This window comes from Lactococcus allomyrinae (genome assembly GCF_003627095.1).
Taxonomy (GTDB): Bacteria; Bacillota; Bacilli; order Lactobacillales; family Streptococcaceae; genus Lactococcus; species Lactococcus allomyrinae.
In genome coordinates this window covers 1,573,011-1,593,911 of the sequence record NZ_CP032627.1, presented here as the reverse complement: position 1 = coordinate 1,593,911, position 20,901 = coordinate 1,573,011, and the positions used below count along the sequence as shown (strand labels likewise).

At 37.8% G+C, this 20,901-nt stretch carries 11 protein-coding genes; all 11 read left to right on the top strand.

Annotated features, from left to right (window positions below):
* The first annotated feature begins 2 nt into the window (after positions 1 to 2).
* The 11 genes from asp3 to tuf all read left to right on the top strand — a co-directional run bounded on the left by asp3 (position 3) and on the right by tuf (position 20,814).
* Positions 3 to 878: an accessory Sec system protein Asp3 gene (gene asp3, locus D7I46_RS07325; protein WP_120772302.1), complete on the top strand. Its 876-nt coding sequence runs from the start codon at positions 3 to 5 to the stop codon at positions 876 to 878.
* Between the two features lie 48 nt (positions 879 to 926).
* The gene (locus D7I46_RS07320; protein ID WP_120772301.1) at positions 927 to 2,372 is read left to right on the top strand and encodes a glycosyltransferase; all 1,446 of its coding nucleotides are present in this window, start codon (positions 927 to 929) and stop codon (positions 2,370 to 2,372) included.
* Positions 2,362 to 3,213, top strand: coding sequence for a hypothetical protein (locus D7I46_RS07315; protein ID WP_120772300.1), 852 nt, complete (start codon positions 2,362 to 2,364; stop codon positions 3,211 to 3,213). The genes D7I46_RS07320 and D7I46_RS07315 overlap by 11 nt, the downstream gene beginning before the upstream one ends.
* Before the next feature lie 18 nt (positions 3,214 to 3,231).
* Entirely contained in the window at positions 3,232 to 3,450 is a 219-nt protein-coding gene (locus D7I46_RS07310; RefSeq protein ID WP_120772299.1) for a hypothetical protein, read from the top strand.
* Between the two features lie 46 nt (positions 3,451 to 3,496).
* Positions 3,497 to 4,504 (top strand): glycosyltransferase, encoded by a 1,008-nt coding sequence (locus tag D7I46_RS07305; protein WP_120772298.1) that lies wholly within the window; start codon positions 3,497 to 3,499, stop codon positions 4,502 to 4,504.
* A gap of 299 nt (positions 4,505 to 4,803) precedes the next feature.
* The gene (locus D7I46_RS13805; protein ID WP_420844017.1) at positions 4,804 to 15,450 is read left to right on the top strand and encodes a KxYKxGKxW signal peptide domain-containing protein; all 10,647 of its coding nucleotides are present in this window, start codon (positions 4,804 to 4,806) and stop codon (positions 15,448 to 15,450) included.
* A 149-nt stretch (positions 15,451 to 15,599) separates the two neighbouring features.
* On the top strand, positions 15,600 to 17,210 hold the full coding sequence (locus tag D7I46_RS07280; protein ID WP_120772296.1) for an amidase domain-containing protein: 1,611 nt from the start codon (positions 15,600 to 15,602) through the stop codon (positions 17,208 to 17,210).
* A gap of 92 nt (positions 17,211 to 17,302) precedes the next feature.
* A complete protein-coding gene (gene glf, locus D7I46_RS07275; protein WP_120772295.1) occupies positions 17,303 to 18,436 on the top strand; it encodes a UDP-galactopyranose mutase in 1,134 nt (377 codons plus the stop codon).
* 36 nt (positions 18,437 to 18,472) lie between these two features.
* Entirely contained in the window at positions 18,473 to 18,688 is a 216-nt protein-coding gene (gene secG, locus D7I46_RS07270) for a preprotein translocase subunit SecG (protein ID WP_120773319.1), read from the top strand.
* A gap of 98 nt (positions 18,689 to 18,786) precedes the next feature.
* Positions 18,787 to 19,308: a helix-turn-helix domain-containing protein gene (locus tag D7I46_RS07265; RefSeq protein ID WP_120772294.1), complete on the top strand. Its 522-nt coding sequence runs from the start codon at positions 18,787 to 18,789 to the stop codon at positions 19,306 to 19,308.
* Between the two features lie 318 nt (positions 19,309 to 19,626).
* A complete protein-coding gene (gene tuf / locus D7I46_RS07260; protein ID WP_120772293.1) occupies positions 19,627 to 20,814 on the top strand; it encodes an elongation factor Tu in 1,188 nt (395 codons plus the stop codon).
* Positions 20,815 to 20,901 lie beyond the last annotated feature (87 nt).

Below are 20,901 nucleotides of genomic sequence, written 5' to 3'. Positions count from 1 at the left end.
CATTGGAGGGAATTTCAATAATAAAATGGGGAAATAGATATGTTGATAGTTATTCTTATGGTGCAGAAGTCGTTATAGACAAGAAGGAAACTAAATTTTCATCACCTATGATGCCCGTAGGAGCAAAGATAAAAACATGGAATTCTATAGGAAATTACTCAAAAAATCGTATCTCTCCTTTACTCCCCTTACTGGCAGCAAATCAATACTATGAGATAGGATTGTATCTAGAAGAAGTTGAACAAAATCATCTTCAAGCGACTATAGAGTTTTACGATAAGTTCAACAATAAAATTGGTATGGAATATTTTGAAAATTTGAAATTAGTTTTCAAATATCCTGAGGAAGCAGCTAGTTATAAAATCAGTCTAATTAATCAAAAACATAATGTCATAACCTTCTACTTCCTGCTAATAATGGGTAGTTCTTTTAAAGAAAAATATGAGCTATTGGTAAATAAAAAGATAGGTATTTTAGAATTAGCTAGTCATAAAATAGATGAGAGTAATGAAAAGCTAGAGATAGTGATTAATTATTTACTAAGAGAAACTTCGGTTATTCCATTATCAGATGATAAGGAAGATCGATTATGTCTTTTTGTGAGTAGAGGAGAAGATGACTTTTTAGAGTTCTTAATGAATGTATTAAAGTATATGAAAAATGGTACAAAGGAAATTTCCATATCACGGGGTCAAAATTTTGAGTTTCTTTCAAAACCCTATCACCTTTTACCAAACATTCTATCTTCTTTATTTCCGAGTTACAATATTTTATCAAACATTCAAATCCAGAAGTCGGGGCAAAATGACAGAGAAATTCGGAAATATGTATATATAGCTAAACAAATGCAGCAAAGGATATTGGACGTATCAAATTAAGATAGAACGTCGATTTTATAGTCATAGGTTATCAGAGAGGGAGAAGAAATGAATTTTTTCATTAATAAAGCAATGGGAATAGGGAATTCTGGGGTTGAACATGCTCAGTTTTATAGAGCTAAGTTATTTGATAGTATCAATCTGCCATATAAATATGTCTTTACGGGGCTTGTGAAAGAGCTGTCAGAAGCTATGGAGCACTGGGAGTTAAAACAAAGTCAAGTTATCGATATTTGGGAATTTTTTACCTTCGGGAAAAAAATTATTGAAACGGGAATGGTCAAAAAAAATGAACGTTCAGATAAAATTTTTAAGGACAATTCAGAAACACACCGTATTGTGCAGACATTAACATCAACAGGTATGCTCATAAGGGAACATATTGAAAAATCCCCTAATCCTAAAGATAATAATCTCCTTTTAGTTTCTAGATATAAAATTGAAATTTTTGATTTTGAAACAGGCAAGCGAAAGATAATGTTCAATGAATACCGCCATCCAAGAAGAGGGAGAATACTTGAAAATATCCATGTTTATGACTTTGAAGGAGAAAATTTATTTTTTAAAAACGAGGTCTTATTTCAACGTTATTTCTTTGAATGTTTAGATGAACGTTTTAGTGAAAAGAACACATTCATTTTAGATAGAGGTGAAGAGCCTGAAGTTGCGTTATTCCACCATAAATATTTGGACTGCAATCTCATTGAGGTAATACATGCGGATCACTTAGGAGATAGGGAAATTCTATCAGCACCGATGTGGAATAATTATTATGAGTACCTTTTAACTCATATTGATGCGGCTGATAGAGTTGTTGTTTCTACAGAATTGCAAAGAGAAGATTTTTTAGTAGATTTTCCAAATAAAGATGAAAAGTTCGTTACGATTCCAGTAGGAGGGATTCGAGATAAGGAATATTCAGTTATTGATTGTTCAAAATTCAAGAAGAAACCCACTAGATTTATGACTGCATCAAGATTAGCGAGTGAAAAACATATTAATATTGCGATTAAAGCTTTTGTTTCGATGCATGAAGATTATCCAGATATCATTTTTGATATTTATGGTCAAGGGACAGAAGAAGGTAAATTACAGCAAACGATTACCGAGCTTCAAGCTAATGATTATATTTGCCTTAAGGGACATTCAAACAATTTGGAAGAAGTTTATAAAAAATATGATGTATTCATCTCTGCTTCATATTCAGAAGGATTTGGATTAACATATATTGAAGCTTTAGATGCAGGACTTCCCATAGTGACTTTCAAAGCACGTTTTGGTGCGATGGAGTTAATAAAAAATGGAGAAAATGGATACTTGAGAGATTTTTCTCGTCAAGATGAAGAATTTAGTACTCACCAACTTGCTTTAGGCATTCAAGAAATTCTAAAGAGATACTATCCTAAATTAAAGAAAAGTACAATTACTTCAGTTGAACAATTCCAAGACCATGTTATTGCAGAGAAATGGAGAAGAATGTTAGATGGATTATGAATTAGTAACGATTATTAGACCAGAAGATAAAGTCTGGAAGGAAAGTAAACAAAGAATTGGAGGAAATGGGAAAGTAATTAGTATATTACCGAGTCCAGATTTTGCAAGATTAAAGCGAGATGAAGAAGTTGAAGGAATAAATCTTTTTGATTATTTAACAAACCGAAAATATGATTTGACACAATCTTTATTTTTCAATCAAGCCCCTGTTCCTAGTTTCTCTGAAATTTTTATGAATGAGGATTTTTCAATTTCTATCATTCATGAGGGTGAAGAGATAGGAATAATGGAGCTATTCCCAAATACTAGACGTTTAGTGAAAAATGTCCAATACCATCATGGTGATGGAGAAAAAGATTTTGTGCAAGAGTATACAATTGATGGCAAAATGTTTAGTGAGATTTTCTATTTCGATAATAGACCTCAAGAGATTCATTTTTATAACGAAAAGCATATTCCAATAATTAGTTATTACTTCTATGAAGGAAAATTAAATTATATAACTCTTAATGATGGAAAAACAAGTGAGCCTTTATCTGGATTCAATTCTCTAGATTTATTTATCGCTGAACAACTACCCAAAATAGTAACTCCCAAAGATAGAGTAACCATCTCGTTTTTAGGAATTGAGTTGGCTGCGTTATCCAAAACGAAGTCGCACAATATACTTCAATTGGTAGAATCACCTGTTGACGATAATGGAGATGTAAAAGGGAACCTACTACATATTTTGAAGGATGACATCAAATATATTCAAGAAGTTAAGATGTCTTTAGAGTATAAGCAATTGCTAATAAAAAAGGGTGTTCCTGTATCTAAAGTAACAACTATCAAAAGATAATAAAGAGAGGTGGGACAGATGATTAAAGATAAAAAGTTAGACAAAATAGAACAAAAAACAGCTTATTGGTATAAACCGAGTCAATTAGAGATTGTTATTGAAGAAATGTTTAAAAATGAAAGTGACAGAATTATTAATGATGAGGAAGATACTGGCTATGGAAAGTTTGTAACTAGCTTGATTGCCATAATGATGTCTGCCGTTGTACTTTTGTCTTTTGTATATAAAATTTTGTGAGCGTATAGCTAAAAGAGATAAAAGCCTTGATGATGAAGGAGAAAAAATGAAACGATGGGCGGTAAATGTCATTCAGCCACAGTCTAGAGATGCTGTAACAAAGCCTAAAAGTGATGTGACAGAAATTGCACAAAGTTTGGGGTATGGTCGTATAAGCATACGTATGCAAAATACACGTGAAATGTCGGATGTAGCATTGAAAGCATTAATTGATGGGATAACCTCAGAAGTGGAGCGAGGAGATATTGTTCTCCATCAATTTCCCACTTTACTTGGTTTTCGTTTTGAAGAAATGTTTATAAATTGTCTAAAACAAAAAGATACAAAAATTATTGTACTAATGCATGATTCAGAGTGGCTACGAGGATTTTATCCCAAAGAGAATGATTTCTTAAACTCGGTAGACGTAGTTATAGGGCATGGAGATAAGATGAATGATGCACTTAGAAATTATGGAGTTCGCACAAATATAGTAAAAAAAGAACTCTTTGATTATCTTCAAGAAAAAGGCATCCCTCTTTCTTATACTTTGGAGAAGAAAGCAGTTGTTGCTGGAAATCTTGATAAATCGATATTTATTGAAACGTGGTCTAAGAACATGCCGGAGTTACATGCATTTGGAGGAAAGTCTACGGATAGCTTTGGAGATAATGTCGTCTATCATGGTTCTTTTATTGCCCAAGATTTAGTAGAAAAAATTCCTAAAAATTATTTTGGAATTTCTTGGGATGATAATTTACCAGGAGGAGGAGATTATCAAGGATATACACGTTTTAATAGTCCTCATAAAGTTTCCTTGTATTTAAGTTTGGGAATGCCTGTTATTGTTTGGGAGGAGTCAGCAATAGCTGAATTTATCACAAAGAATCATCTAGGATTTACAATAACAACACCAAACGAAATAAAAGAGAAATTCCAATCTTTAAGCGAAAACCAATTAGTAGAATTTAAAAATAACGCTAATAAAATTTCAAAGGCTTTGAGAAGTGGTATGTTCACTCGTAAAGCAGTTATAGAAGCTGAAAGCATAATAAATGGAATAGAAAATGGATGAGACCATATTTTAACCATTAGAACAAAATGTTGATAAGAATATCTGAATTAAGTCTATATTGTGGCTTATTAAAAAGTAGAGGAATACTAGTATAGATTTCATTATTTAATAATAAGTTTGAAAAAGTCTGGGAGCAGGAAATGATAAGTAATATAGAAATGACGATAGTGAGAGAAGTAAGAGTATGGTTACCAGTTTTTAAACTTCTTTCTGAGTCAATAAACCAGAGGGGCCCCTGAGTAGTAAAACTACTAAATACTCCAAAAAGCAACATTTAAAAAATAATAGGAAATTTATATATGAATTTAAAAAATAAAAATATATCCAAAATTATCTCCGAACCGAAATTAAGATATAGGATGTATAAAAGTAAGAAACGTTGGATGTACGCAGCGATATCGACAGTCAGCGTATTAGGTGGTGGTGCAGCAGGTGTAGCAGTAGCAGTGCAAGCTGAACCTGTTTTAGCCAACACATCTGGAACCACTATACCTTCTACTCAGGCATTAGGAACAACGGCTGGTGGAACTATTAATCAAGTTGCAACAGACCCAGACGTTAATCGTGGAAGTTTTGAAAGCGGTCTTGGTACAACACCTGCATCACCGACATCAGTTACTGTTGCAACTCCTGATCAAGTTGTGAATGATGCTACTTATAAAGCAACCGCAATAGCTAATGGTACCTATGCAAATGTAACAACATATGCACAATTACAAAGTGCATGGGCGAATTCTAATATTACTTACATTGATATTACGGCTAACATTACTTATCCTACTACTGGTGGAACAGCAATGTCTGCTCGTGCCAATGGTGCTAGTGTCATTGTTCAAGGTAATAATAATACAGTTGACCTCGGAACGCAAACATTTAGTTGGGCAAATATCACAACTCCTACTACTTTTACATTAAGTAATATGCAAGCTCAACAAGGATTTGCCGTAAATGATGGAGATGGCTATGCCCTCATACAAACTTCTGGTGGGGCAGGTGGGCAATTAACGGCAAATGTTAATAATGTGACATTAACTAAGAGTGCTTCAAACGGTAATAATCCAATTCATGTACTGGTTAGTTATTATGCAAAAGTAGTATTTTCTGGAACAAATGTCTTTAATATATCAAATGAAGTTACTCGTTACGTTACTGGTGTTAATATTGCGAATAATTCAAGTGTAACACTTAATCGTACCTCCAATGATGTAGCATTTTCAGAATTTTATTTTGCAGTTCGTGCACCATCGGGAACAGCCGGTTATGGAAATACCATTACGATGGGAGATGGTTCTTCAAATACAGCTAATACCTACAATGGACAAGCGGCTAACTATCCTGCAGCATATATGTATGTGGACGGAATAACAGCTGGTGATAATGTTAATTGGACTCAGACTGGTTTCCAATACTTTATCAATGGAACACAAGGAAGCGTTGCGAATGCTACCTTTACTTTTGGTCAAAACTTTAATTTATCTGCTCCTAAGATTGTAGCAGCTGGTGCTATTCAAACAACAGGCACACAAAAAGTTTTATTTAATGCAGGAACAACACTTGATATTCAACAATGGATTGCAGGTAGTGTAATTCAGATGGCAGGAACATCTTCGGTAACCTTTATTTCTCCTAAAAGCTTACATCTCGGAATATATAATGCTTCAGGAAACCCTATTGCAGGTAGGTTAGTTACTGGTGCAGGAACATTTAGCATGAATAATTCTAGCATTGATTCATGGCAAGGAACAAATGCTAAGCCAGCTACTCCAGATGCAACTGGTACCTTTGGAACTTTAACAGTTCAAAATGGAACGACTACAGTTAATGGTGGAACAGCAACATCTAATATTATTAATACTAGTACACGTGAGCTTCAAACTAATGCTTTACCTGTTGGGAATATACAGATTAATTATATTAATCAAAATGGGGATACAGTAGGCAATACAACAGTTCCATTATCCAATGATGCCAACTACATTGGCCAAGATATCAATTTAGTAAATACAACTTATGCTGTTGATAACATGCCTACAGGATATATGTGGGCAATTGGAGGAGCAACTGATAGTCAAATTTATTCAGGAGCACCAACAGGAAGTGGAGGACAACCAGGAGGAGATAGTACAACTACCACCGATAATGGTGATCAGTACGGTCAAGCAAACTTTGCCATTGTTCCTATGTCGGGAACGACTTATACTTATAATATTTACGTTTACGGTCAGGCAAATCCCAACATCAGTTATACATATGTTGATGCACAAACAGGCCTAGCAGTAGCTACATCTTCTAGTCAGGTGGGAATTGAAAGTTCAGGTACTAGTAATGTTCCAGCTAATGTTGGAAATACAATAGATTGGACTCGAAGTCTTTATACACAAACTAATGTTCCAGATGGTTATGTATATGTTCAACCAGGATCGTCATTACTGCCAACGGGAACAAGTCAACCAACTTCAACAGTTGTTACTGATACTACAACAGCAGATAATGAAACAATCTATGTTTACAGTCCAGCTGGAAGCGAATCATTATCTTTAAGTGAATCAGATTCAATAAGTACATCTACTAGCGTATCAACTAGTGATTCCATTTCCATAAGCACAAGTATTTCTCTGAGTGATTCAACAGAAAGTAATACAGGTTCTATGAGTGAGAGCCTCTCATTAAGTGAATCTATAAGTGAGAGCCTCTCTATAAGTGATTCATCTAGTCAAAGTATCTCGTTGAGTAATTCATTGAGTGACAGCGGTTCTCTAAGTGAATCATTGAGTGACAGTCAATCTCTTAGTAACTCATTATCAGATTCAGAGTCTCTATCACTCTCAATTAGTGATTCAAATTCATTGAGCGATAGTATCTCGCTAAGTGATTCTCTTTCAGGTTCAGAATCTCTGTCTATTTCAATCAGTGCTTCAAGTTCTTTAAGCGACTCCCTTTCATCAGAGTCTCTTTCGATTTCGATCAGTGCTTCAAGTTCACTGAGCGATTCTCTTTCAAATTCGGAATCTCTCTCTGTTTCAACGAGTGACTCGAGTTCTTTAAGCAACTCATTATCAGATTCAGAATCTCTATCACTCTCAATTAGTGATTCAAATTCATTGAGTGATAATATCTCGCTAAGTGATTCTCTTTCAGGTTCAGAATCTCTGTCTATTTCAATCAGTGATTCAAGTTCTTTAAGCGACTCCCTTTCAAACTCAGAGTCTCTTTCGATTTCGATCAGTGCTTCAAATTCATTAAGTGATAGTATCTCACTGAGCGATTCTCTTTCAAATTCGGAATCTCTCTCTGTTTCAACGAGTGATTCGAGTTCTTTAAGTAACTCATTATCAGATTCAGAATCTCTCTCACTATCAATTAGCGATTCAAATTCATTGAGCGATAGTATCTCGCTAAGTGATTCCCTTTCAGACTCAGAATCTCTGTCTATTTCAATCAGTGCTTCAAATTCACTGAGCGATTCTCTTTCAGATTCGGAATCCCTCTCTGTTTCAATTAGTGACTCGGGTTCTTTAAGTAACTCATTATCAGATTCAGAGTCTCTTTCACTCTCAATTAGCGATTCAAGTTCATTGAGCGATAGTATCTCGCTAAGTGATTCCCTTTCAGATTCAGAATCCCTCTCTATTTCAATTAGTGACTCGGGTTCTTTAAGTAACTCATTATCAGATTCAGAGTCTTTCTCACTTTCGATTAGTGATTCTAATTCCATGAGTACGAGCACTTCATTGAGTGATTCAGGTTCATTGTCTACCTCAACGAGTGACTCTAATTCTATGAGTACCTCAGACTCTTCAAGCCTGTCTACTTCGATTAGTGATTCGAATTCGTTGAGTACAAGCACTTCATTGAGTGATTCAGGTTCATTGTCTACCTCAACGAGTGACTCTAATTCTATGAGTACCTCAGACTCTTCAAGCCTGTCTACTTCGATTAGTGATTCGAATTCGTTGAGTACAAGCACTTCATTGAGTGATTCAGGTTCATTGTCTACCTCAACGAGTGACTCTAATTCTATGAGTACCTCAGACTCTTCAAGCCTGTCTACTTCGATTAGTGATTCGAATTCGTTGAGTACAAGCACTTCATTGAGTGATTCAGGTTCATTGTCTACCTCAACGAGTGACTCTAATTCTATGAGTACCTCAGACTCTTCAAGCCTGTCTACTTCGATTAGTGATTCGAACTCATTGAGCACAAGCACTTCATTGAGTGATTCAAGTTCGTTGTCTACTTCGATCAGTGATTCGAACTCATTGAGCACGAGCACTTCATTGAGCGATTCAGGTTCATTGTCTACCTCAACGAGTGACTCTAATTCTATGAGTACCTCAGACTCTTCAAGCCTGTCTACCTCAATCAGTGATTCGAACTCATTGAGCACGAGCACTTCATTGAGCGATTCAGGTTCATTGTCTACCTCAACGAGTGACTCTAATTCTATGAGTACCTCAGACTCTTCAAGCCTGTCTACCTCAATCAGTGATTCGAATTCGTTGAGTACAAGCACTTCATTGAGTGATTCAAGTTCATTGTCTACCTCAACGAGTGACTCTAATTCTATGAGTACCTCAGACTCTTCAAGTCTGTCTACTTCAATCAGTGACTCGAACTCCATGAGTACCTCAGACTCCTCAAGCCTGTCTACCTCAATCAGTGATTCGAACTCATTGAGCACAAGCACTTCATTGAGTGATTCAGGTTCATTGTCTACCTCAACGAGTGACTCTAATTCTATGAGTACCTCAGACTCTTCAAGCCTGTCTACTTCAATCAGTGACTCGAACTCCATGAGTACCTCAGACTCCTCAAGCCTGTCTACCTCAATCAGTGATTCGAACTCATTGAGCACAAGCACTTCATTGAGTGATTCAGGTTCATTGTCTACCTCAACGAGTGACTCTAATTCTATGAGTACCTCAGACTCTTCAAGCCTGTCTACCTCAATCAGTGATTCGAATTCGTTGAGTACAAGCACTTCATTGAGTGATTCAAGTTCATTGTCTACCTCAACGAGTGACTCTAATTCTATGAGTACCTCAGACTCTTCAAGTCTGTCTACTTCAATCAGTGACTCGAACTCCATGAGTACCTCAGACTCCTCAAGCCTGTCTACCTCAATCAGTGATTCGAACTCATTGAGCACAAGCACTTCATTGAGTGATTCAAGTTCATTGTCTACTTCAATCAGTGATTCGAATTCGTTGAGCACGAGCACTTCATTGAGCGACTCAAGTTCGTTGTCTACTTCGATCAGTGATTCGAACTCATTGAGCACGAGCACTTCATTGAGCGATTCAGGTTCATTGTCTACCTCAACGAGTGACTCTAATTCTATGAGTACCTCAGACTCTTCAAGCCTGTCTACTTCGATTAGTGATTCGAACTCATTGAGCACAAGCACTTCATTGAGTGATTCAAGTTCATTGTCTACTTCAATCAGTGATTCGAATTCGTTGAGCACGAGCACTTCATTGAGCGACTCAAGTTCGTTGTCTACCTCAATCAGTGATTCTAATTCGTTGAGTACAAGCACTTCATTGAGTGATTCAAGTTCATTGTCTACCTCAACGAGTGACTCTAATTCTATGAGTACCTCAGACTCTTCAAGCCTGTCTACTTCGATTAGTGATTCGAATTCGTTGAGTACAAGCACTTCATTGAGTGATTCAGGTTCATTGTCTACCTCAACGAGTGACTCTAATTCTATGAGTACCTCAGACTCTTCAAGCCTGTCTACTTCGATTAGTGATTCGAATTCGTTGAGTACAAGCACTTCATTGAGTGATTCAGGTTCATTGTCTACCTCAACGAGTGACTCTAATTCTATGAGTACCTCAGACTCTTCAAGCCTGTCTACTTCGATTAGTGATTCGAATTCGTTGAGTACAAGCACTTCATTGAGTGATTCAAGTTCGTTGTCTACTTCGATCAGTGATTCGAACTCATTGAGCACAAGCACTTCATTGAGTGATTCAGGTTCATTGTCTACCTCAACGAGTGACTCTAATTCTATGAGTACCTCAGACTCTTCAAGCCTGTCTACTTCGATTAGTGATTCGAATTCGTTGAGTACAAGCACTTCATTGAGTGATTCAGGTTCATTGTCTACCTCAACGAGTGACTCTAATTCTATGAGTACCTCAGACTCTTCAAGCCTGTCTACTTCGATTAGTGATTCGAATTCGTTGAGTACAAGCACTTCATTGAGTGATTCAGGTTCATTGTCTACCTCAACGAGTGACTCTAATTCTATGAGTACCTCAGACTCTTCAAGCCTGTCTACTTCGATTAGTGATTCGAACTCATTGAGCACAAGCACTTCATTGAGTGATTCAAGTTCGTTGTCTACTTCGATCAGTGATTCGAACTCATTGAGCACGAGCACTTCATTGAGCGATTCAGGTTCATTGTCTACCTCAACGAGTGACTCTAATTCTATGAGTACCTCAGACTCTTCAAGCCTGTCTACCTCAATCAGTGATTCGAACTCATTGAGCACGAGCACTTCATTGAGCGATTCAGGTTCATTGTCTACCTCAACGAGTGACTCTAATTCTATGAGTACCTCAGACTCTTCAAGCCTGTCTACCTCAATCAGTGATTCGAATTCGTTGAGTACAAGCACTTCATTGAGTGATTCAAGTTCATTGTCTACCTCAACGAGTGACTCTAATTCTATGAGTACCTCAGACTCTTCAAGTCTGTCTACTTCAATCAGTGACTCGAACTCCATGAGTACCTCAGACTCCTCAAGCCTGTCTACCTCAATCAGTGATTCGAACTCATTGAGCACAAGCACTTCATTGAGTGATTCAGGTTCATTGTCTACCTCAACGAGTGACTCTAATTCTATGAGTACCTCAGACTCTTCAAGCCTGTCTACTTCAATCAGTGACTCGAACTCCATGAGTACCTCAGACTCCTCAAGCCTGTCTACCTCAATCAGTGATTCGAACTCATTGAGCACAAGCACTTCATTGAGTGATTCAGGTTCATTGTCTACCTCAACGAGTGACTCTAATTCTATGAGTACCTCAGACTCTTCAAGCCTGTCTACCTCAATCAGTGATTCGAATTCGTTGAGTACAAGCACTTCATTGAGTGATTCAAGTTCATTGTCTACCTCAACGAGTGACTCTAATTCTATGAGTACCTCAGACTCTTCAAGTCTGTCTACTTCAATCAGTGACTCGAACTCCATGAGTACCTCAGACTCCTCAAGCCTGTCTACCTCAATCAGTGATTCGAACTCATTGAGCACAAGCACTTCATTGAGTGATTCAAGTTCATTGTCTACTTCAATCAGTGATTCGAATTCGTTGAGCACGAGCACTTCATTGAGCGACTCAAGTTCGTTGTCTACTTCGATCAGTGATTCGAACTCATTGAGCACGAGCACTTCATTGAGCGATTCAGGTTCATTGTCTACCTCAACGAGTGACTCTAATTCTATGAGTACCTCAGACTCTTCAAGCCTGTCTACTTCGATTAGTGATTCGAACTCATTGAGCACAAGCACTTCATTGAGTGATTCAAGTTCATTGTCTACTTCAATCAGTGATTCGAATTCGTTGAGCACGAGCACTTCATTGAGCGACTCAAGTTCGTTGTCTACCTCAATCAGTGATTCTAATTCGTTGAGTACAAGCACTTCATTGAGTGATTCAAGTTCATTGTCTACCTCAACGAGTGACTCTAATTCTATGAGTACCTCAGACTCTTCAAGCCTGTCTACTTCGATTAGTGATTCGAATTCGTTGAGTACAAGCACTTCATTGAGTGATTCAGGTTCATTGTCTACCTCAACGAGTGACTCTAATTCTATGAGTACCTCAGACTCTTCAAGCCTGTCTACTTCGATTAGTGATTCGAATTCGTTGAGTACAAGCACTTCATTGAGTGATTCAGGTTCATTGTCTACCTCAACGAGTGACTCTAATTCTATGAGTACCTCAGACTCTTCAAGCCTGTCTACTTCGATTAGTGATTCGAATTCGTTGAGTACAAGCACTTCATTGAGTGATTCAAGTTCGTTGTCTACTTCGATCAGTGATTCGAACTCATTGAGCACAAGCACTTCATTGAGTGATTCAGGTTCATTGTCTACCTCAACGAGTGACTCTAATTCTATGAGTACCTCAGACTCTTCAAGCCTGTCTACCTCAATCAGTGATTCGAATTCGTTGAGTACAAGCACTTCATTGAGTGATTCAAGTTCATTGTCTACCTCAACGAGTGACTCTAATTCTATGAGTACCTCAGACTCTTCAAGCCTGTCTACCTCAATCAGTGATTCGAATTCGTTGAGTACAAGCACTTCATTAAGCGATTCAAGTTCATTGTCTACCTCAACGAGTGACTCTAATTCTATGAGTACCTCAGACTCTTCAAGCCTGTCTACTTCGATTAGTGATTCGAACTCATTGAGCACAAGCACTTCATTGAGTGATTCAAGTTCGTTGTCTACTTCGATCAGTGATTCGAACTCATTGAGCACGAGCACTTCATTGAGCGATTCAGGTTCATTGTCTACCTCAACGAGTGACTCTAATTCTATGAGTACCTCAGACTCTTCAAGCCTGTCTACCTCAATCAGTGATTCGAACTCATTGAGCACGAGCACTTCATTGAGCGATTCAGGTTCATTGTCTACCTCAACGAGTGACTCTAATTCTATGAGTACCTCAGACTCTTCAAGCCTGTCTACCTCAATCAGTGATTCGAATTCGTTGAGTACAAGCACTTCATTGAGTGATTCAAGTTCATTGTCTACCTCAACGAGTGACTCTAATTCTATGAGTACCTCAGACTCTTCAAGTCTGTCTACTTCAATCAGTGACTCGAACTCCATGAGTACCTCAGACTCCTCAAGCCTGTCTACCTCAATCAGTGATTCGAACTCATTGAGCACAAGCACTTCATTGAGTGATTCAGGTTCATTGTCTACCTCAACGAGTGACTCTAATTCTATGAGTACCTCAGACTCTTCAAGCCTGTCTACTTCAATCAGTGACTCGAACTCCATGAGTACCTCAGACTCCTCAAGCCTGTCTACCTCAATCAGTGATTCGAACTCATTGAGCACAAGCACTTCATTGAGTGATTCAGGTTCATTGTCTACCTCAACGAGTGACTCTAATTCTATGAGTACCTCAGACTCTTCAAGCCTGTCTACCTCAATCAGTGATTCGAATTCGTTGAGTACAAGCACTTCATTGAGTGATTCAAGTTCATTGTCTACCTCAACGAGTGACTCTAATTCTATGAGTACCTCAGACTCTTCAAGTCTGTCTACTTCAATCAGTGACTCGAACTCCATGAGTACCTCAGACTCCTCAAGCCTGTCTACCTCAATCAGTGATTCGAACTCATTGAGCACAAGCACTTCATTGAGTGATTCAAGTTCATTGTCTACTTCAATCAGTGATTCGAATTCGTTGAGCACGAGCACTTCATTGAGCGACTCAAGTTCGTTGTCTACTTCGATCAGTGATTCGAACTCATTGAGCACGAGCACTTCATTGAGCGATTCAGGTTCATTGTCTACCTCAACGAGTGACTCTAATTCTATGAGTACCTCAGACTCTTCAAGCCTGTCTACTTCGATTAGTGATTCGAACTCATTGAGCACAAGCACTTCATTGAGTGATTCAAGTTCATTGTCTACTTCAATCAGTGATTCGAATTCGTTGAGCACGAGCACTTCATTGAGCGACTCAAGTTCGTTGTCTACCTCAATCAGTGATTCTAATTCGTTGAGTACAAGCACTTCATTGAGTGATTCAAGTTCATTGTCTACCTCAACGAGTGACTCTAATTCTATGAGTACCTCAGACTCTTCAAGCCTGTCTACTTCGATTAGTGATTCGAATTCGTTGAGTACAAGCACTTCATTGAGTGATTCAGGTTCATTGTCTACCTCAACGAGTGACTCTAATTCTATGAGTACCTCAGACTCTTCAAGCCTGTCTACTTCGATTAGTGATTCGAATTCGTTGAGTACAAGCACTTCATTGAGTGATTCAGGTTCATTGTCTACCTCAACGAGTGACTCTAATTCTATGAGTACCTCAGACTCTTCAAGCCTGTCTACTTCGATTAGTGATTCGAATTCGTTGAGTACAAGCACTTCATTGAGTGATTCAAGTTCGTTGTCTACTTCGATCAGTGATTCGAACTCATTGAGCACAAGCACTTCATTGAGTGATTCAGGTTCATTGTCTACCTCAACGAGTGACTCTAATTCTATGAGTACCTCAGACTCTTCAAGCCTGTCTACCTCAATCAGTGATTCGAATTCGTTGAGTACAAGCACTTCATTGAGTGATTCAAGTTCATTGTCTACCTCAACGAGTGACTCTAATTCTATGAGTACCTCAGACTCTTCAAGCCTGTCTACCTCAATCAGTGATTCGAATTCGTTGAGTACAAGCACTTCATTAAGCGATTCAAGTTCGTTGAGCGCCTCTATCAGTACTTCAAGCTCAATGAGCACGTCGGATTCCTCAAGTCTGTCTACATCGTTAAGTGATTCAGGTTTGTTGAGTCTCTCAGATTCGACAAGTCTATCAACATTCTTGAGTACATCAGGCTCATTGAGCACGTCAGATTCATCAAGTTTGTCTACATCGTTAAGTACTTCAAATTCATTGAGTTTTTCATATTCTATGAGTTTGTCAACGTCAACAAGTAGCTCAGATTCAATGAGTTTAAGTACTTCTTTAAGTAGTGGAGGTGGAAATACTGGTACGTCAGGTACTTCAAATTCATCGAACGGTGGTTCATCTGGAACGTCAAATGGTATGGTAAATTCTTTACCAAAAACTGGAGAAACCAATGATGCTTTAGCCACTGGAACTGGTTGGGCAACTCTTCTAGGAGCTATTGGCGCAACACTTTTTGGAAGAAAACGTAAAAAAGAAGAAAGAGATGGGGAATAAATAATAGGGTGTTTCACATCTTGAATTTGTAACCCTAAAGAACTAAATAAAAGAAGGCTCTGCATTTGCAGGCTTTCTTTTAGGATGTTCTTGATAATTTACTTTCATAAGCTTTTAAAGGTAAAAGATATTTATATTGAGGAAGATGAATGAGGGAAAAGTTGAAAAAAAATAAAAACAAAACAGATACTTATATAACCTACAAGCTAATGGCAGGTACAGCACTAGCTCTGGGGATAAGTACGTTTGGTGCTGCGGCTCATGCAGATGAGTTGCCAGTTTCGAATGAGGTGACGTCTACGTCACAGGTTGTGAACAATGGTAATGAATTAGTAACGAGTGATGATTCGGGTCAAATGGAAACAGGAGATACGGGTCAAGGAACAACAGATAATAATAATGAGACACCAAGCAATAGGCCAGATGAGACGGGAAGTAATGGGGAGAGTTCGGAAGGAACGGGAAATTCAGGAGATGATTCGTCAGTCACAGCTCCAGATGAAACCAAACCTACGGAACCTAGCACACCTCCTACTCCACCGAGTACGCCGGATAAACCAACGGCTTCAAAGCCAAGCACACCAGCATCACCAAGTAAGCCGAAGCCAGTGTCACCTAAGCCAAGTACTCCGAGTAAAACGGGTAGTTCATCTACAAAAACTGTAACAAGTCGTGTTTCTTCGCATTCTGAAACAGTTGTTTCTAGCTATGCGAATTCTGCTTATTATCAGTCTTCGGCAGTGGCAAACTCAAAGCTGAGTAATGCAACATCGATTTATACGGGTCCTGTGTTGAAGAAAATAGAGGCCGCTCAACCTATTAAGAAAATTGATGCGTCTAGCCCAGAAGCTTTCATCAAGAGTATTGCACCTCGAGTACAGGTTTTGGCGGGTAAAAATAATCTTTTTGCTTCAATTATCTTGGCGCAAGCGATTTTAGAGTCAGGCTATGGTCAAAGTAATATGGCTCAGAAGTACTTTAATATTTTCAATATTACAGGGGCTTACTTAGGGAAAGCAGTGACATTCCAAACGCAAGAATTTGCTGGAACTAATCCTTATTTTATTCAACAGAGTTTTCGAGTTTATAGTAACTATGACCAATCTTTAGATGATTATATTAACTTAATGTTGAAAGGGACGACTTGGAATCCAGATATTTATGCAGGTTCATGGAAGTCTCAGGCGAAAACTTATCAAGAAGCAGCGGAATCGTTGCAAGGTGTTTTCGCGACAGATCCTGACTATGCTCAAAAATTGATTGATATTATCCAAGAATATAATCTGAATTTCTATGACAATGTAGATAGCAGTACTCAAGTGTGGGCATCAGATACACCGACAAGTCCTGTGTTGAGTTCAAAATTGGATAGCTCAAATTTCCCCACTTATAATGGGGTGGAATATCCAGGTTCAGAGAGTTATGCGTTTGGGAATTGTACGCAGTATGTGTATAACCGAATCATTCAACTTGGGGGTCAGATTGGGACTCATATGGGCAATGGTGGTGAGTGGGGGATTAATGCTCAAGCCCAAGGTTATTATACGACGACTGTTCCAACAGAGGGTTATGCAGTAAGTTTCCCTCCTGGTGTTGCAGGTTCAAGTTCTGTTTATGGTCATGTGGCTTTTGTGGAGAAGGTCTATCCTGATAACTCAATATTAGTTTCTGAGATGAATGTTAAGGGGAATAATATTGTGAGTGAGCGTCATATTTCTGCTGGGGTGGCGGCATTGGCAACTTATATTCAACCTAAATGAGAAGGTGGGTGTTCTTGAGATTTAGTATCATCAATAATTGAGTAATTAAAGATTCATTATATTTAGAAGTGTAATAGGGAGGTGAGGATAAAGTGAAATATAATACTAAAAATTATGACTATCTTATAGTTGGAGCTGGTCCTTTTGGCTCGGTATTTGCTTATGAGGCTGCTAAACGCGGTAAGCGTTCACTAGTTATAGATAAGCGGTTACATATTGGAGGGAATATGTTTACACATAAAGAGCATGGTATTAATGTCCATGACTATGGTGCTCATATATTTCATACAAATGATAAACGAATTTGGAACTATATGAATCAGTTTACAGAGTTCATGAGTTATACAAATCAGGTGCTAGCTAATTATAAAGGTGAATTTTATAACCTTCCATTTAATATGAATACTTTTTATCAAATGTGGGGAGTAAAGACTCCTAAAGAAGCAAAGGACAAAATTTTCGAACAGAAAAATGCAGCTGAAATACCTAAGAATCCCAAAAACTTAGAAGAGCAAGCGATTGCTCTGATTGGTACAGATATTTATAAAAAACTTATAAAGGGTTATACAGAGAAACAATGGGGACGAAAAGCGACAGAATTGCCCGCGTTCATTATTCGGAGGTTACCAGTACGTTACACGTTTGATAATAACTACTTTGATGACCGGTATCAGGGAATACCTATAGATGGCTATACACAGATTTTTAATAAAATGCTACATTCTGAATTGATCGATGTTCAGGTGGGAGTAGATTTTTTCGATGATAGAGAAATCTACTTGGAGGAATTTCCACGTATTATCTATACTGGGATGATTGATCAATTTTTTGATTATAAGTTTGGTGAACTTGAGTATCGTTCAATACGTTTTGAGTCACAACTTTTTGAGTCAGATAATATGCAGGGAAATGCTGTGGTTAATTATACTGATTCTGAAACTCCGTTTACTCGTGTGATGGAATGGCGACATTTTGATAGAAAGGCAGAGGGCGATTATACTGTTTTGACTAAAGAATACCCTCAGAAGTGGGATAAGACCAAAGAAGCATATTATCCTATAAATGATAAAAAAAATTCAGAGATATTTAAAAAATATAGAAGGGAAGCTGACAAATATAATCAAGTTATCTTTGGAGGACGATTGGGAAATTATCAATACTATGACATGGATCAGGTTTTTAATGCAGCTTTAAAAGCTATTGACAAAGAATTCAGTAGGGAGTAGGAAACGACAGAAGTGATTTACAATATTTTGTTCAGTATGATGTTGATAATATCAATTGGGATTGTTATAGCGATTTTTATACAGCCATCGAAACAGGATGGAGCAATAAATGTTTTTTCGGGAGGAACAGAAGCATTAGTTGACAGTCATAAATCAAGAGGTACTGAATTTATGATTCGATGTTTTACTTCGGTCATGATTGTACTTTGGTTAGTGATCAGTTTGAGTTTAGTTATTTTATCAGCTTATTAGGAATAGTGTCTGAGAGAGTTTTATGTATCAAATTAGTAATTCGTAGTTACTATTTTGAAGTTATGGATAAATTAAAGAATTATTGAAAAGAGAAAGATATGGATACTCTTCAAAAAGAACAGTTAGATGTCAATGAACAGTTAAAGAAATTGAAAGCAGAAATACGCCGCTATAGAATTCCTATTCTGAAACTTTCAGAAGAGATAGGGTATCCAGCGGCACTAGTATCGGATATTATATTTTTGAGAAAAAAGCCTGATATGAGAATGTTGAGAAAGATAGAAATTGCTTTAAATAATTCGATTAAGGACATAGTAGTATCTCAGAATAAAAGTGATCAGCAAGTTGCAAGTTATGAGCTAAAGAGATTAAAATATTCTACTCAATATGATAAAGATAAGTCGGAAGCAGTAGAAGAACTTGGGGAGAAAGTTAAAACGATAAGAACTAGGCTTCAACTTTCAAAATTTGAATTCGGAGCAAGACTTTCACCTGCCTTACCACCTGAAATGATACAAGAAATAGAGGCAAATCAAATTATTCCAACATTGGAGCATCTCATCCAAATTGCTGATTTAGGAAAAGTTACCCTAGATTGGTTGTTAAGATGTGGTAAATGATAATGACTAAGGGTTGTAAAACCCTTTTTTGATTATGAGGGATAAATCAGTTTGGTTTACTTTTTGAGCTATAAATGTGGTTAAAAATGTTGAAAGAATTGAGCAGACGAAGGTGATAGTACCTGTTTTTGGCTTGACTATTCTCTTTTTTATTGCTATATTAAAGAAACTTGTGTTATAACTAAAACTAAGATAGATAAAAGGCTGGTAAAACTTGCATTTCTGAATGATTTTAAGTATAATGATAAGGAACGGTAGATTGTGATTAAGCAGCCTGCCTATAATAAAAACAATTTTCTCAAAGGAGACATTTTTAAAATGGCTAAACAAGTTTACGACCGTAGCAAACCACACGTAAATATTGGTACTATCGGACACGTTGACCATGGTAAAACAACATTGTCAGCTGCTATCTCTAAAGTTCTTGCAGATAAAGGTTTGGCTGACCAAACTGACTTCGCAGCTATTGATGCTGCACCAGAAGAACGCGAACGTGGGATCACAATCAACACTGCCCATATCGAATATTCAACTGAAAAACGTCACTATGCCCACATCGATGCTCCAGGTCACGCGGACTACGTTAAAAACATGATTACTGGTGCCGCTCAAATGGACGGAGCAATCCTTGTTGTTGCTGCTACTGATGGGCCTATGCCACAAACTCGTGAACATATCTTGCTTTCACGTCAAGTTGGTGTTAAATATCTTATCGTTTTCCTTAACAAAGCTGACCTTGTTGATGATGAAGAATTGATGGAACTTGTTGAAATGGAAGTTCGTGACCTTCTTACAGAATACGATTTCCCAGGTGACGATATTCCTGTAATCGCTGGTTCTGCACTTGGTGCTTTGAACGGTGAACCTCAATGGGTTGCTAAAGTTGAAGAATTGATGGATATCGTTGACGAATACATTCCAACTCCAGAACGTGACACTGATAAGCCACTCCTTCTTCCAGTCGAAGATGTATTCTCTATCACTGGTCGTGGTACTGTTGCTTCAGGACGTATCGAACGTGGTACTGTTAAAGTTGGTGACGAAATCGAAATCGTTGGTATCAAAGAAGAAACTAAAAAAGCTGTTGTTACTGGTATCGAAATGTTCCGTAAAACACTTACTGAAGGTCTTGCTGGCGATAACGTTGGTGTACTTCTCCGTGGTGTTCAACGTGACGAAATCGAACGTGGTCAAGTTATTGCTAAACCAGGTTCAATCACTCCTCATACAACATTCGAAGGTGAAGTTTACGTATTGAGCAAAGAAGAAGGCGGACGTCACACTCCATTCTTCGACAACTACCGTCCTCAATTCTACTTCCACACAACTGACGTTACTGGTTCAGTTAAACTTCCAGAAGGAACTGAAATGGTGATGCCTGGTGACAACGTGCATATCGACGTTGAATTGATCCACCCAGTTGCGATCGAACAAGGTACTACTTTCTCTATCCGTGAAGGTGGACGTACTGTTGGTTCAGGTATCGTTGCTGAAATCAAAGCTTAATTTATAAGCAATAACAAAAATAGTGATGTGAAAATATTACTTCTAAAAACTGTCAGTATGCTGACAGTTTTTTGTTTTAAGTTGGAA